Genomic DNA, 13,153 nt, shown 5'->3' with positions numbered 1-13,153 from the left:
AAACGGGCGCAGACTGTCGTCCAACGGTCGCGAAATCGACGACCGAGGGAGGAAGACCATGTCACGCTATCTTCGCGGCGCAGCCCTGGCTGCGCTGACGCTCGCCGCATCCGCCGCGCTCGCCACCGCCGCCTCGGCACAATCCTACGGCCGTCTGGTGGTCTTCGGCGACTCGTTGAGCGACAACGGCAACCTGTTCCTGGCCTCGGGCGGGACCCAGCCGCCGTCGCCGCCCTATTTCCAGGGCCGGTTCTCGAATGGGCGGGTGTTCACCGAACTGCTGGGGTTCAATGCGGTGAACTTCAACGGGGCGGTCACCGGCAGCATCAACTTCGCCTACGGCGGGTCGCGGACCGACAACAATGTCGCCTTCCCCCCCGGAATGCGCCAGCAGCTGACGACCTATCTCGGCCGCGGCGGGACGTTCGGCGCCAATGACCTGGTCAGCGTCCTCGGCGGCGCCAACAACATCTTCCAGGCCTTGCCGGCCGCAGGCGCCTCCGCCAGCCCGGCGGCTGCGATTACGCCGACCCTGAACGCCGCTGTGGCGGACATGAATTTCCTGGTCAATGACATCGCCAGTCGCGGAGCGGGGACCATCCTGGTGACCAACCTGCCGCGGCTGGGCATCACGCCCCAGTTCCGCACCTCGCCGGCCTCGCCCCTGGCCGACTACGCGGGTTCCACCTTCAACAGCGGCCTGCAGACGGCCCTGATGGCGACCGCCGCAGCCCGGCCCGGCTCCAACATCATTCTGTTCGACCTGGCCAAGGTCTCTGACACCCTGGCCGCCAACCCGGGTCGCTTCGGCCTGACCAATGTGACGGAAGCCTGTTTCAACGGGGTGACGGTCTGCGCCAATCCGGACACCTATCTGTATTTCGACGGCGTCCACCCCACCGCCGCCGGGCACCGGCTCGTCGCCACTCTGGCCGGCGATTACCTGTACTACGGCGACCGGGCCGCCGGTTCGACCCTGCAGGGCGAGACGGCCTATCGTCACCGCGAGGACGCCCTGGATGCGGCCACCGGACGGATGTCGGGCCGCGCGGCCTGGACCGCCGGGACATCGATCTCGATCGGCGGACTTTACGATCGCTCCGAGACCGATGCTCGCGGCACGGTGTCTTCGGCCGAATCCGATGGCTACGGCGCCCAGATGACGCTGGAGTCGGGCACCGAAACCCTGCGGTTCGGCCTGACCGGCAGCTACCGCAATGCCGACGTCGTCGCCGGCCCGACCAGCTTCCAGCTGCAGACCCTGGCGGTCGATGTCGCCGCAGGCTGGCGGTCGAATGCCACGTTCATCACCGTCGCCGCCGGCTTCGCCAGCGACGACTACAACGACATCGAACGGGTCAGCGCCCTGGCGCCGATCGTCCAGACGGGAACGACCCGGGGCGTCAGCTCCGGCGCGCGTCTGCAGGGCGGGATGTGGTTCGATGCGGGCGGGATCGCCATTTCGCCGCGCGTCGCCGTGACCTACGGAAACTCCGGAGTGGACGGCTATGTCGAACAGGGCGTGGCCGCGTCCTATCAGTACCGCGACCGCACCGTGAAGGGCATCACCGCCGAAGCCGTGCTGCGGGCCGAGGGCGACATGGGCGGCTTCGCCGTCTTCGTCGAGGGCGGCTATCGCGACAGCCTCGACGACAGTTCCGACGCCGTGCGGGTCGGGATCGCGGGCAACCCCGCCCAGGTCCTGTCGCGTCGTTTCGATGATCCGTTCGGCGGTTCGGTCCTGGCCTCGGCCGGGCTGAGCGGCGACCTGGGTCCGCTCGAGGTCGAGATCGGCTATCGCGGGCGCTTCGGCGACCGCGCCGACAGCCACATGGGCGGCATCACCGTGACCCTGCCGCTTTAAGCGACGGCTTCAGGCCTGCGGCGAAGCGCGTCGGCCCCGGCGGCCGGCGCGCTTTCGTTTGTCCGGTTCCCGGGGTGCGACGCCCTGTCGCCCGGCCCGCCCCAAAGTCGCCCCAGGAATTGTCGATACGGCCGTTCGCCGAAGCGCGCGCTGGTCCTGGACCCGCGCCCACAGGCGTCCATTGCTTTCGAAAAGCGCCACCGAGCCGACGACTTCATGCGCCGACTGTTTCCGACCGCCCGTGCCTTTGTGACCCACTCCGGCCAGACCGCCGCCCTCATCGGCGTCGCCGTCATGGCCATGGCCATGGCGCCTGCGGATCGGGAACCCCGGATTCAGACCGTCGCCCTGCCGGAGCTGCCGCCCGTCCGGGCCGTGGCGGAGCCGGCGGGCCCTCTGACCCGTCCGATGACGTTCGAGGAACCGGTTCGCGGCTTCGCCATCAATTCCCGCTTCGGCATGCGCCGGCTGGGCGGTGAGCGCGGCGCACGGATGCACAAGGGCGTTGATATCGCTGCCCCGCAGGGCACCAGTGTCTATTCGGCCGCCGAGGGCGAGATCGTCCGCATCGGTCGCCAGCCCGAGGGCTACGGCAACTTCATCGAGATGCGCCATCCGAACGGGATGACCACCCTGTATGCCCACCTGAGCCGCATCGACGTGGCGTCAGGCGACCACGTGCGGGCCGGCGAGCGGATCGGCCTGGTCGGTTCCACGGGCTACTCCACCGGTCCGCACCTGCATTTCGAAGTCCGTCGCGGCGGGACGCAGGTGAACCCGTCCCGCGTCGTCGGCGAAACCTTCCAGGTCATCGTCGCCAACTGACGTCGAATCCGTTTCCCATGTAAAGCGTCCTTTGCTACCTCTGGGTCTGTATTTGACGGGGGATGAGTATGGCGGCCTTGACGCTCGACGGCGTGAGCAAGCGCTACGGCGACTTTCAGGCGGTGAAGGACCTGAGTTTTCAGGTCCGGAAAGGGGCCATCTGCGGCTTCCTGGGGCCCAACGGGGCGGGCAAGACCTCGACTATCCGCATGATCCTGGGTCTGCAGTCGGCATCGGCGGGCGCGATCGACATCCTGGGCGCCTCCGACGGGCGCAAGGTGCGCGACCGGATCGGCTTCCTCCCGGAGGAGCGCGGCCTCTACAAGAAGATGACACCCGTCGAGGCGATCGCCTTCTTCGGCTCGTTGAAGGGCCTGCCGACGCGCGAGGGCAAGCGCCGCGCCCGCGAGATGCTGGAGGCCCAGGGTCTCGGCGCATCCCAGAAAAAGAAGATGAAGGAGCTGTCCAAGGGGATGGCGCAGAAGGTCCAGCTGATCGCCTCGGTCGTGCACCGGCCGGAGTTCGTGATCCTGGATGAGCCGTTCTCGGGCCTTGATCCCGTCAACCAGCAGGGGCTGGAGACGGTAATCCGCGACCTGGCGGCCAATGGGGCCACTGTGCTGTTCTCGACCCACGTCATGCAGCACGCCGAACGGCTGTGCGACCAGGTCGTGCTGATGGCGCGCGGTCGCAAGGCGTTCGACGGCACGGTGACCGAGGCGCGTGCGACCTCGCGCCGCTTCCTGGAACTGGAAGGCGAGATTTCGGCCGAGGCCGTGGCGGCCTTGCCCGGCGTGACTGGCGTCGAGGTCGTGTCCGATCTGGGCGGCGTTCGCGTTCTGAAGGGCGCTCTGGCCAGCGGGGCAGGGGGACAGGAGGCGTTGAAGACCGCCTTCATCAGCGGGCTGGACGTGCGCCGGTTCGAGCTCAAGGAGCCGACCCTGCATGACGCGTTCATCGACCTGACCGGCGACCATCCCGATCAGGACCAGAGCGTGGCCCGACCTGCCACCAACACGGAGGTCGCCCGATGAACCGTATCCTGCTGATCGCCCAGCGCGAGTTCCTGGCCTATGCCAAGACAGTTGGTTTCTGGCTGTCGCTTCTGGCCTTCCCGATCTTCGCGGTGCTGGGCGGCGCCGTGCCTCTGTTGATGCGTGGGGCCGATCCCGTGCGTGCGGTCGTCCTGATCGAGGAGGGCCCGGCCGCGACCGGTCTGGCCGCCGCCGTGAAGAACGTCCTGGACGCCGACACCCAACGTCAGGCCGAGCGCGCTCGCGAAGCCGCCGAGAAGGCCGCCAGATCTTCCGGAGCGCCTCCCGGGGCCGCGGAAAGCGCGATCGCTTCCATGACCCGGGCGCGCGTGCGGTTCATCGATGCGCCGGCCGATCTGTCCACTGCCGCACCGGGGCCTGCCCAGGACGCGGTCGTCCGTCGCTATCTGACCGACGCAACGCCCAAGGAACAGCGGCTGGACGCCGTCGTCTTCCTGACCCGCACGCCCGAGGGGCCGGCGGCCCGGGTCTGGGCCGCGCGAGCGACCGACGACACGGTCGAGGACTTCGTGCGCCGGGCCCTGCGGGACGAGAACCGCGACACCGTCCTGCGCGAGGCCGGGATCGATGCGGCTGTGGTCGAACGGGTCGACGCCTTCCGGCCCGAGATCAACGTCTTCTCGCCGCGCTCGGCCAGCGGCGGCGAGGTGTCGTTCAAGGACCGGCTACCCGGCATCATCGGCCTGGCCTTCAGCTTCATCCTGTGGTCGCTGATCATCACGGGCGCCTCGATCCTGCTGAACAGCGTGATGGAGGAGAAGTCGAACAAGATCCTGGAGGTCTTGCTGTCGTCAGCCTCGGCGACCGAGATCCTGGCCGGAAAGGTGCTGGGGGTGGCGATGCTGACCCTGTCGGTGCTGGTCGTCTGGGGCGGGATCGGGGCCGTGGGCCTGATCACGGCGGCGCCGTCGGTGGCCGGAGATGTGGCCGCGGTGCTGATGACCAACGGGCTGATCTTCTACTTCATCGGCTATATCGTCGGCGGCTATCTGATGTACGCGGTGCTGTTCGCGGCCATCGGGGCCTTCTGCGAGACGCCGCGCGACGCCCAGACCCTGATGGGGCCGATCATGATGGTGCTCGTCGTGCCGCTGCTGGTCGTCCAGATGGCTCTGGTGAACCCCGACGCGCCGGCGGTGAAGTTCCTGTCCTGGGTGCCGTTCTTCACCCCCTTCCTTATGAGCGCCCGCGCGCCGTCGGGGCCGCCCATGATCGAAATCATCGGCACGATGGCAGGGATGTTCGCCGTGGCCTTGCTGATGGTGTGGCTGGCTGGACGGGCATTCCGGGCGGGGGCCCTGTCGGACGTGAAGCTGAGCTGGAAGAGCTTCGGCCAGGCGATCAGCGGCGGGGGGCGGTAACGTCGTCTCCTCCCTGTCGGCGAAGGCCGATGGGGAGGTGGCTCGAAGCGATCAGCTTCGAGACGGAGGGGGCGACACCGTGTCTCCGATGGGGCGCCGATTCCCTCACTTCAACCGTTACCTCGCCCCTCCGTCTCATCGCTGAGCGCGATGAGCCACCTCCCCATGCGGCTTCGCGCATAGGGAGGAGACAAAGAAAAAGGCCGCCCCGGTTTCCCGGGGCGGCCTTTGAAATCTGGACCTGCGTCGCGGCCTTTAGGCGCGCGGGACGCGGGGCTTCGGAGGCGGCAGCAGACCTTCGCGCTGCATGCGCTTGCGGGCCAGCTTGCGGGCGCGACGAACGGCCTCGGCCTTCTGGCGGGCGCGCTTCTCCGAGGGCTTCTCGTAATGCACGTGGCGCTTCATTTCACGGAAGCTGCCTTCGCGTTGCATCTTCTTCTTGAGGGCTTTGAGCGCTTGATCGACGTTATTATCGCGAACGAAAATCTGTACCAGGTTGAACTCTCCTTTGGCCGCCCGCCGCGTCCTTGAGAGGCGGGCAGACAAATAAAATCGGTTCTCGCGGGCGACAGCCCGGCGAGCGAAGGCGTGCGGATACACCAAGCCTCGCCCCCTGTCCAGATCGTCGCGGCGCTTCCGTGACGCTCGCGATCCCGCTGTGACGGGCGTATTATGGCGAAATGACCGATACGCCACACCTGTCGAACGTTCACGAGGGCGCCAATGTACCGGATTGGGCCGACCGGATGGAGCAGTCCGTGCTCGATTCGGCGCTGGGCCTGGCTCCGAGGCTGGGCTGGAACGGCCGGATGGTGCGCGAGGCCTGCGCAGCGAATGGCCTGAGCGAAGGCGATCAGGAGCTTCTGCTGCCCAACGGCGCGCGCGATCTGGCGGTCCTGTTGTGGCGCCGGCACGACGACCAGACCCTCGCGGCGCTGGGCGATCCCGCGCCGCTGAAGATTCGCGAGCGAATCGCCACAGCCGTTTCGACCCGGCTCGAGGTCGCGGCGGCGGATGCGGAAGCCGAGAAGCGGCTGTCGGGCTTCCTCGCTTTGCCGACCAACGCCGATCTGGTGCTGAGCCTGACCTGGGCGACGGCGGACCGGCTGTGGCGCTGGGCGGGGGACACGGCGACCGACTGGAACCACTATTCGAAGCGGACGATCCTGTCCGGCATCCTGATCCCGGCGATGACGCTCAGGCTATTCGACGGCAAGGAGGCGGCCGATGCGTTCGTCGCCGCGCGGATCGAGAACGTCATGGCGTTCGAGAAATGGAAGGCGGGCAAGGACTTCGACGCGCCGGTGCGAAAGGTCACCGCGTTGCTGAGCCGGCTGAGATACGGCGCCCGCTAGGTGTGCGCGTCCTACGAGGCTCGATTCAACATCACCCAGCTGGTCGAACTGTTCAGCCAGGCGGGAGCGCCGCTGGACATGACGACAGGCCTGCCGAACCTGGCCCCTGTCGATGAGGTCAAGCCGACGGACGCATCTCCGGTCATAGGCGGAACCGCCGGGTCGGCGCGGCTGGCCATGCTGAAGTTCGGGTTCCCGCCGCCCCGTCCTAAAGCCCGGCCCGTGGTCAACCTGCGAGCCGAGGGGCGCGTGTTCGACAACCGGGAGCGCACCGGTCGCTGCCTTGTGCCGGTCAGCGGATTCTACGAGTTCACCGGCGACCGGTATCCCAAGACGCGCTGGGTGTTCCGCGATGCGGAGGCGGCGTTCCTGGCGCTGGCCGGCATCTGGCGCGCGGGGGAAGCGGGCGAGGGCGCATCCTTCGCCTTGCTGACGACCGAGCCGGGTCCCGATGTGGCGCCGTACCACGACCGGGGCGTGATCCCGGTCCCGAGCGAGCGGTGGGCCGACTGGTTGTTCGCCGAACCGTTCCCTGCCGATGTGATCGCGCCGCCCGAGGCCGGGCGGATGACGGTCGCCGCCCTGCCACGTCCGCCCAAGGCCTAGGGCGGCTGCAGCGGCTCATGTCACGCGAGCCGCCGCGATCCGGTCAGCTCGCCGCCGCCGCGTCGGCGCGATTGTCGGCCAAGGCTCGTGCCTTGCCTTCCGCATAGCCCAGGGTGAACAGCGTCAGGATCAGTGCGGCGATGGCGACAGCGACATTGAGACCGACCAGCGCCTGAAACTCCGTCCGCCCGTTGGCGCGCGCCAGAATCTTTCGCCGGGATGCCCAAAGCGCGATCGGAGACATGGCGATGGCGAGCCACATCAGACCGTTGGTGACCCAGACAGAGCTATCCATGCCTCAGCCTAATCGCGATCCGCAAGGTGACGCAATCGGCTAGAGGCTGGTGACCCGGTTCACGTGGGCCATCTTTCGGCCCGGCCGGGCCTCGGACTTGCCGTAGAGGTGGAGGCGCTGGTCGGGCCTGGCGGCCAGGTTCGACCACTGCTCGATCTCGTCGCCCAGCAGGTTGGTCATCTCGACCCTGGCGTGGGCGGTCGTGGGGCCAAGCGGCCACCCGGCGACGGCGCGGATATGCTGTTCGAACTGGTCGCAGACGCAGCCGTCCTGGGTCCAGTGGCCGGTGTTGTGGACGCGGGGAGCGATCTCGTTGACCAGCAGCTTGCCGTTCCCGAGATCGAACAGCTCGATGCCGACGACGCCGACATAGGCCAAGCCTTCCAGCACGGCGGTGGCGATGGCCTTGGCGCGCTTCAGGGTCTTCGCATCGACCCGGGCCGGGGCGTGGGTCGTTCGCAGGACGCCGCCCGCGTGGTGGTTCTCGCCCAGAGGATAGACGGCGACCGAACCGTCGCGGCCGCGCGCGGCGATGATCGACAGTTCGCGGGTGAAGGCGGCCCTGGCTTCAAGGATGGCGGGGCGGCCGCCGATGGCGGCCCAGGCCTCAGGGACGTCGGCGGCGTCGCGGATCCAGACCTGGCCCTTGCCGTCGTAGCCGTCGCGCCGGGTCTTGAGCAGGCAGGGCAGGCCGACTTGATCCAGATTGGCCGTGATGTCGTCCGCGCGGTCGACTGCGGCGAAAGCGACCGTGGTCGCGCCAACCGCGTTGAGGAAGGTCTTCTCGTCGATCCGGTCCTGGGCCACGGCGAGGGCGGTCGGGCCGGGGGCGACCAGGGCTCCGGCCTCGGCCAGCAACTCCACAGAGGCGGCCGGGACGTTCTCGAACTCGAAGGTGACGACGTCGCAGACGCGACCGAAGACGCTGAGCGCCGTCGGGTCGTCATAGGCGGCGACGATCTGACCGCGGGACACGCGACCCGCAGGGCTGTTCTCCTCCGGGTCGAGGATGACGACGTCGAAGCCGAGGCGCGAGGCGGCCTGGGACAGCATCCGGCCCAGCTGGCCGCCGCCGAGGATGCCGATGGTCGAGCCGGGTGGGAGAGGGGCGGGAACAGCGGTCACTTAGTCTTCGACCGTCTCGTGGACCGACTCGGTCTGGGCCTCGCGGAAGGCGTCGAGCCGACCGGCCAGGGTCTCGTCGTTCAGGGCGAGGATCTGGGCCGCCAGGATGCCGGCGTTCTTCGCCCCCGCCTCGCCGATGGCCAGGGTGGCGACGGGAACGCCGCCGGGCATCTGGACGATCGAGAGCAGGCTATCGAGGCCTTTGAGGGCCTTGGACTGGACCGGGACGCCGAGGACCGGAAGCGGCGTCATGGAGGCGGCCATGCCAGGCAGGTGGGCTGCGCCGCCTGCGCCGGCGATGATGACCTTGAAGCCGGCCGCCCGGGCCCCGCCGGCGAAGTCGAACAGGCGTTGCGGGGTGCGGTGGGCCGAGACGACGCGGGCGTCCCAGGCGACGCCCAGGCGGTCGAGCATGTCGGCCGCGTGCTTCATGGTGGGCCAGTCCGAGCGGCTGCCCATGATGATCGCCACCGGGGGGGTCGTCGTCGCCATGCTTACAGGGCTCCAGCGCGGGAAAGCGGCCGGTTACAGCACGCGCGTTGCGCCCGCAACCAACGGCGTTAGCTTGGGCGCAGGAGGCGCACGCACTGAGTCGCGCCCGGAGCTGCTTCTCGACGTGACCGACGCGCCGAACATCGACGATATCCTCGACCCTCAGGCCGAGATCGCCCGGCTGCGCGCCGAGGTGGCGGCCCTGACCGCGCGCGCCGAGGCGGCGGAGGCGGCGGCGGAGCATGACGTCCTGACGCCGGTGCTGAACCGGCGGGGCTTCGCGGCCGCGATGGTGCGGACCATGGCCTACTGCACCCGTTACAAGGTCCCGGCAGTGCTGCTGTATCTGGATCTCGACGGGTTCAAGACGGTCAACGATACGCTCGGCCACGCGGCGGGAGACGCCGCCCTGGTGCGGGTGGCGGAGCTGCTGCTGGAGAACGTGCGGGCGACCGACGCCGTCGGGCGGCTGGGCGGGGACGAGTTCGCGGTCCTGCTGCTGAACGCGGACATGGATGCGGGGCGCGAGAAGGCGGCCGGACTGAAGGCGGCGCTGGAGGAGGCTGCGTTCATCTACGACGGCCAGCCGGCGTCGCTGGGCGGTTCGTTCGGGGTGCGGGCCTTCACGGGGCAGGCGGATGTCGAGACCTGGCTGGCCGAGGCGGACGCGGCGATGTGGGTGCGCAAGCGCGGAAGATAGTTCGCAAAAACAACTGTCTATGCGGCAATGCGCAGACTGGATCTAAGGCGATGCACTTTCTGGACTCGGAAAAACAGAGTCCAACTGGTCCCCCTCTCCCAACGGTCAGCTAGGCGATGATGTCGGGCAGAATCCGGCTCTCGATCTTCACGATCTCGTCGCGCAGCAGGAGCTTCTTGCGCTTCAGGCGAGCGATCAGGAGCTGATCCGGGATCGGCATGTGCGACAGGGCGTCGATCGAGGCCTCAAGGTCGGCGTGCTCCAGCCTCAGCTCCTTGACCTGGGCATGCAGGGCGATCTCGTCGTCGGTCAGAAAGGGTTGGTCGTCGTTCATGCCGGTCCCCGCGAAGGCGGGCTTATAGCCGAGGCCGCGTCAGGCCGGAAGGCGTTCGGCGAGCGTTGTCAGCGCCGGGCGCGGCACGACGCGGCTCCAGACCCGCGCGACGGCGACGAGGGCGTCGATGGCGGGCTTCGGCGGGCCGCTCGACGGCGGCGCGAGCGCCTCCAGTCCGGCCATCAGATGGCGTTCTGCGGCCAGTTCGACGGCCTTCACCGCCTCGCGCAGGCTCTCGCGCGCGGTGTTGTCGATATCGGGGTTGGTGTTTTTGAGCGTGCGTCGAAGGGCGCGCAGCGGGGAGACGGCGGCGGCGTCCCAGGCGCGGGCGCAGTCACAGGCGCCCTCGATGGCGTCCTCGTCGAGGACGCGGCCGGTCGCGGCGGTCCAGCCGGCCCAGAGCAGAAGGGGGACGTTCTGGCCGGTTCCGTCCTGCAACTGCAGGCAGGCCTCGGGTACGCCGGGGGCGGCATAGGCCCTCAGCGCCCAGTCCCAGAAAGGGGGGCCGGTCTCAGGCATCGCCGGGGCCTTTCAGCCCGTCCCAGCGTTTCACCGGGGCCCAGTCGAGGCCGAACAAGTCCAGGGCGCGACCTACGGACTGATCGACCATCTCTTCGATCGAGGCGGGCTTCGCATAGAAGGCGGGCAGGGGCGGGGCGATCGTGGCGCCCATCTCGGCCAGGGCCGTCATGGTCCGCAGGTGGCCGAGGTGGAACGGCGTCTCGCGCACCATCAGGACCAGGGGCCGGCGTTCCTTCAGCACCACGTCGGCGGCGCGGGTCAGGAGGGTTGAGGTGACGCCGGTGGCGATCTCGCTCATGGTCCGGACCGAGCACGGGGCGACGATCATGCCCAGGGACTTGAACGAGCCCGAGGCGATCGAGGCGCCGACGTCGTTGAGTTTGTGAACGACCGAGGCCTTGCCGGTCAGGTCGTCAGCGCTGAAGTCCGTCTCCTGCGACAATGTGAGCAGGGCGGCGCGGGTGACGACCAGATGGCTTTCGACGCCCAGTTCGTTGAGCGCGTCCAGGACCCGGATTCCGTAGATGACGCCCGACGCGCCTGAGATTCCGACCACCAGACGGGTCGGCGGGGTCCGTACAGCTACGTTCACATCATGGTCCAGATTGGGGCCCAGGTTCCGACGTGCCCGGAGAAATTTTACGTTCTGTTCACGTCACCGAACCGTGATTTCACAGGCGGCAAATCCGGGCGCTCACTGTGTGGTCCCTTAGACATGGAGGCGCAAGCCATGACCATCGAAGCTCGTATCCGCGAACTGGGAAATCGTCACCGCCAGCTGGATGACACCATCCGGCAGGAGGTGGGACGACCGTCCGTGGATCCGCTGCAGGTCAGGGAGCTCAAGCGAAGGAAGCTCCGGCTCAAGGAGGAAATCACCAGTCTGGAGGCCAGGGCAGGCTAGCCCGGGCCTCCGCCAGAAAAACAGGCGGCCCCGGGAGCGATCCCGGGGCCGTTTTTATTCCTCCCCCAAGCGCAGCGCAGGGGGAGGATTTTACTCGTTCGTCCCGAACACCGACGCTGCAGTCGGCTCCGCGGTGCGGCGTTCGCGTTCTTCGGGGACGAACTCCGGCTCGGCGGGTTCGGCCTCGATCGGCTGGAGGGCGGCGCCGCCCTTTTTCGCGTCGTCCTTGTTCTTCTTGTCGGCGGCCTTGGAGACCAGTTCGTCCAGCACCAGCTGGCCGACGAGGCCGAGGGTCACCGGATCGACGGGCTTGATCTGGGGGCTGTTCCAGTGGGTGCGGTTGCGCACGCTGTCGATCGTCGACTTGGTGGTGCCGAGCAGTTTGGCGATCTGGGCGTCAGTGACCTCGGGGTGGTTCTTGACGAACCACATGATGGCGTCCGGACGGTCCTGACGACGCGAGACCGGGGTATATTTCGGCGCCGGTTTGTGGGTCTTCAGCAGTTCGGCGTGACGGCTGACGACAGCCTTCATCATATAGGTGTCGTTGCCCTGGGCCTTGTCCAGTTCCTCGCGCGTCAGCTGGCCGCCGGTGATGGGATCGACGCCCCGGATGTCGCGGGCCACGTCGCCGTCGGCGATGCCACGCACTTCCAGCGGATGCAGGCCGCAGAAGTCGGCGATCTGTTCGAAGGTCAGCGAGGTGTTGTCCACAAGCCAGACCGCAGTGGCCTTGGGCATCAGGATGTCGGTCATTGGGGCAGTCCCGGAAATGAGGGGCCCGGCGATCGCGGGCTCTGGATACGACGGCGCCCGACCTTTCGGCCGGGCGCTGATGATTTGATATAGGCCTGTTCGGAGCAAAAGAAAACGTCGTCTGTCGGTGTCATACAGCAACGGTTCATGCTGATAGTTGAACACTGTCATATCGGACGCGTTCAGCGCCTTGAGGATCATCTGGAGGAAGACCATGTCTATCGCACTCACCTCGATCGCCGCTCTGGCGATGTTCGCAGGCGGCGTTCAGGAACGCGCCCCGTCGATGGACGGTGGAGGCGGCCCCCAACGTGTCGCGCCGCGCGGCAGCTATGCCGACAGCTGCTCGGGCTCCTACGTGAACCAGGGTCGGCTCTATGCCGACTGCCGCGACATGCGCGGCAACGTTCGTGGTTCGTCGATCGAGCTGGCGCGTTGTTCGTCCAGCGATATCGGCAACGATAACGGCCTGCTGGTCTGCTACAATGTTCGCGGCGACTACGAGGACCGCGGCGGAAACAACGGCGGCGGCGGACGGCCCGGCGGCGGCAACAATGGCGGCGGCTGGGGCAACGGCGGCAACAATGGCGGCGGTTGGGGCAATGGCGGCAACAACGGCGGTGGCTGGGGCAATGGCGGCAATAACGGCGGCGGCTGGGGCGGCAACAACGGCCGGAACAGCATCACCGTCTATGCCGACGCCAACTACCGCGGCTATTCGCAAACCTTCCGCGGTGAGGTCCCGAACCTGAACAGCTCGGGCCTGAACGACCAGATCAGCTCGATCGAGTTGAACGGCGCCTGGGAGGTCTGCACCGACGCCAACTATCGCGGCGAGTGCCAGATCGTGACGAACAGCACCCGGAACCTGGGCAACACCGGCTATAACGACCGGATTTCCTCGATGCGTCCGGCTCGGGGCGGCGGCCGCTGGTAGCATTTTCCTTTGGTACCGCTCG

The 13,153-nt window shown here is 67.9% G+C and carries 17 protein-coding genes; 9 read left to right on the top strand and 8 right to left on the bottom strand.

The features are described from left to right. Window positions 1-58 precede the first annotated feature (58 nt). From RMO01_RS05020 to RMO01_RS05005, 4 genes are all read left to right on the top strand, one after another. Window positions 59-1,864, top strand: a complete 1,806-nt coding sequence (locus RMO01_RS05020) for an SGNH/GDSL hydrolase family protein (RefSeq protein ID WP_309627943.1) — start codon at window positions 59-61, stop codon at window positions 1,862-1,864. 216 nt (window positions 1,865-2,080) lie between these two features. Beyond that, complete coding sequence (locus RMO01_RS05015; RefSeq protein ID WP_309627942.1) at window positions 2,081-2,689, top strand: M23 family metallopeptidase; 609 nt, start codon at window positions 2,081-2,083, stop codon at window positions 2,687-2,689. Between the two features lie 68 nt (window positions 2,690-2,757). Further along, the gene (locus tag RMO01_RS05010) at window positions 2,758-3,723 is read left to right on the top strand and encodes an ABC transporter ATP-binding protein (RefSeq protein ID WP_309627941.1); all 966 of its coding nucleotides are present in this window, start codon (window positions 2,758-2,760) and stop codon (window positions 3,721-3,723) included. Continuing rightward, window positions 3,720-5,105: an ABC transporter permease gene (locus tag RMO01_RS05005; RefSeq protein ID WP_309627940.1), complete on the top strand. Its 1,386-nt coding sequence runs from the start codon at window positions 3,720-3,722 to the stop codon at window positions 5,103-5,105. Before RMO01_RS05010 ends, RMO01_RS05005 begins: the two co-directional genes overlap by 4 nt. A 255-nt stretch (window positions 5,106-5,360) precedes the next feature. On the opposite strand, the gene rpsU is transcribed toward RMO01_RS05005, so the two are convergent. Next, entirely contained in the window at window positions 5,361-5,600 is a 240-nt protein-coding gene (gene rpsU / locus RMO01_RS05000) for a 30S ribosomal protein S21 (RefSeq protein ID WP_298161710.1), read from the bottom strand. Between the two features lie 185 nt (window positions 5,601-5,785). Here rpsU and RMO01_RS04995 point away from each other — a divergent pair, with 185 nt between their 5' ends. Continuing rightward, window positions 5,786-6,460 (top strand): COQ9 family protein, encoded by a 675-nt coding sequence (locus tag RMO01_RS04995; protein ID WP_309627939.1) that lies wholly within the window; start codon window positions 5,786-5,788, stop codon window positions 6,458-6,460. Beyond that, window positions 6,461-7,066, top strand: a complete 606-nt coding sequence (locus tag RMO01_RS04990; protein WP_309627938.1) for an SOS response-associated peptidase family protein — start codon at window positions 6,461-6,463, stop codon at window positions 7,064-7,066. Window positions 7,067-7,109: 43 nt separating this feature from the next. On the opposite strand, the gene RMO01_RS04985 is transcribed toward RMO01_RS04990, so the two are convergent. From RMO01_RS04985 to purE, 3 genes are read right to left on the bottom strand one after another with little or no spacing between them, the layout of a single operon-like run. Then, entirely contained in the window at window positions 7,110-7,361 is a 252-nt protein-coding gene (locus tag RMO01_RS04985) for a hypothetical protein (protein ID WP_309627937.1), read from the bottom strand. Window positions 7,362-7,400: 39 nt separating this feature from the next. Next, window positions 7,401-8,486, bottom strand: a complete 1,086-nt coding sequence (locus tag RMO01_RS04980) for a 5-(carboxyamino)imidazole ribonucleotide synthase (RefSeq protein ID WP_309627936.1) — start codon at window positions 8,484-8,486, stop codon at window positions 7,401-7,403. Beyond that, on the bottom strand, window positions 8,487-8,978 hold the full coding sequence (gene purE, locus RMO01_RS04975) for a 5-(carboxyamino)imidazole ribonucleotide mutase (protein ID WP_309627935.1): 492 nt from the start codon (window positions 8,976-8,978) through the stop codon (window positions 8,487-8,489). 124 nt (window positions 8,979-9,102) lie between these two features. Between purE and RMO01_RS04970 the strand changes: the two genes are divergently transcribed. Next, a complete protein-coding gene (locus RMO01_RS04970) occupies window positions 9,103-9,678 on the top strand; it encodes a GGDEF domain-containing protein (RefSeq protein WP_309627934.1) in 576 nt (191 codons plus the stop codon). A 109-nt stretch (window positions 9,679-9,787) separates the two neighbouring features. On the opposite strand, the gene RMO01_RS04965 is transcribed toward RMO01_RS04970, so the two are convergent. Genes RMO01_RS04965 through RMO01_RS04955 form a run of 3 tightly spaced genes read right to left on the bottom strand, consistent with a single transcriptional unit; the run spans window position 9,788 to window position 11,126 of the window. Continuing rightward, window positions 9,788-10,012, bottom strand: coding sequence for a DUF465 domain-containing protein (locus tag RMO01_RS04965; protein ID WP_309627933.1), 225 nt, complete (start codon window positions 10,010-10,012; stop codon window positions 9,788-9,790). 39 nt (window positions 10,013-10,051) lie between these two features. Then, complete coding sequence (locus RMO01_RS04960) at window positions 10,052-10,531, bottom strand: TIGR02444 family protein (RefSeq protein ID WP_309627932.1); 480 nt, start codon at window positions 10,529-10,531, stop codon at window positions 10,052-10,054. After that, a complete protein-coding gene (locus RMO01_RS04955; RefSeq protein ID WP_309627931.1) occupies window positions 10,524-11,126 on the bottom strand; it encodes a UbiX family flavin prenyltransferase in 603 nt (200 codons plus the stop codon). The genes RMO01_RS04960 and RMO01_RS04955 overlap by 8 nt, the downstream gene beginning before the upstream one ends. A gap of 138 nt (window positions 11,127-11,264) precedes the next feature. Here RMO01_RS04955 and RMO01_RS04950 point away from each other — a divergent pair, with 138 nt between their 5' ends. Continuing rightward, window positions 11,265-11,438, top strand: coding sequence for a YdcH family protein (locus RMO01_RS04950; protein WP_303695499.1), 174 nt, complete (start codon window positions 11,265-11,267; stop codon window positions 11,436-11,438). Window positions 11,439-11,528: 90 nt separating this feature from the next. Here the strand turns inward: RMO01_RS04950 and RMO01_RS04945 are convergent, their stop codons facing one another. Beyond that, window positions 11,529-12,194, bottom strand: a complete 666-nt coding sequence (locus RMO01_RS04945) for a cell cycle transcriptional regulator TrcR (protein WP_309627930.1) — start codon at window positions 12,192-12,194, stop codon at window positions 11,529-11,531. Between the two features lie 214 nt (window positions 12,195-12,408). Here RMO01_RS04945 and RMO01_RS04940 point away from each other — a divergent pair, with 214 nt between their 5' ends. Then, window positions 12,409-13,131 (top strand): beta/gamma crystallin-related protein, encoded by a 723-nt coding sequence (locus RMO01_RS04940; RefSeq protein WP_309627929.1) that lies wholly within the window; start codon window positions 12,409-12,411, stop codon window positions 13,129-13,131. Window positions 13,132-13,153 lie beyond the last annotated feature (22 nt).

This window comes from Brevundimonas sp. (assembly GCF_031412435.1).
In the GTDB taxonomy this organism is placed as follows: Bacteria; Pseudomonadota; Alphaproteobacteria; order Caulobacterales; family Caulobacteraceae; genus Brevundimonas.
This window is presented reverse-complemented; position numbering and strand designations above follow the sequence as displayed.

Excerpts from the sequence above, each read along its gene's own strand:
- RMO01_RS05020 (WP_309627943.1), top strand. The coding sequence starts at position 59 with ATGTCACGCTATCTTCGCGGCGCAGCCCTGGCTGCGCTGACGCTCGCC.
- RMO01_RS05015 (WP_309627942.1), top strand. The coding sequence starts at position 2,081 with ATGCGCCGACTGTTTCCGACCGCCCGTGCCTTTGTGACCCACTCCGGC.
- RMO01_RS05010 (WP_309627941.1), top strand. The coding sequence starts at position 2,758 with ATGGCGGCCTTGACGCTCGACGGCGTGAGCAAGCGCTACGGCGACTTT.
- RMO01_RS05005 (WP_309627940.1), top strand. The coding sequence starts at position 3,720 with ATGAACCGTATCCTGCTGATCGCCCAGCGCGAGTTCCTGGCCTATGCC.
- RMO01_RS04995 (WP_309627939.1), top strand. The coding sequence starts at position 5,786 with ATGACCGATACGCCACACCTGTCGAACGTTCACGAGGGCGCCAATGTA.
- RMO01_RS04985 (WP_309627937.1), bottom strand. The coding sequence starts at position 7,361 with ATGGATAGCTCTGTCTGGGTCACCAACGGTCTGATGTGGCTCGCCATC.
- purE (WP_309627935.1), bottom strand. The coding sequence starts at position 8,978 with ATGGCGACGACGACCCCCCCGGTGGCGATCATCATGGGCAGCCGCTCG.
- RMO01_RS04965 (WP_309627933.1), bottom strand. The coding sequence starts at position 10,012 with ATGAACGACGACCAACCCTTTCTGACCGACGACGAGATCGCCCTGCAT.
- RMO01_RS04960 (WP_309627932.1), bottom strand. The coding sequence starts at position 10,531 with ATGCCTGAGACCGGCCCCCCTTTCTGGGACTGGGCGCTGAGGGCCTAT.
- RMO01_RS04950 (WP_303695499.1), top strand. The coding sequence starts at position 11,265 with ATGACCATCGAAGCTCGTATCCGCGAACTGGGAAATCGTCACCGCCAG.
- RMO01_RS04945 (WP_309627930.1), bottom strand. The coding sequence starts at position 12,194 with ATGACCGACATCCTGATGCCCAAGGCCACTGCGGTCTGGCTTGTGGAC.
- RMO01_RS04940 (WP_309627929.1), top strand. The coding sequence starts at position 12,409 with ATGTCTATCGCACTCACCTCGATCGCCGCTCTGGCGATGTTCGCAGGC.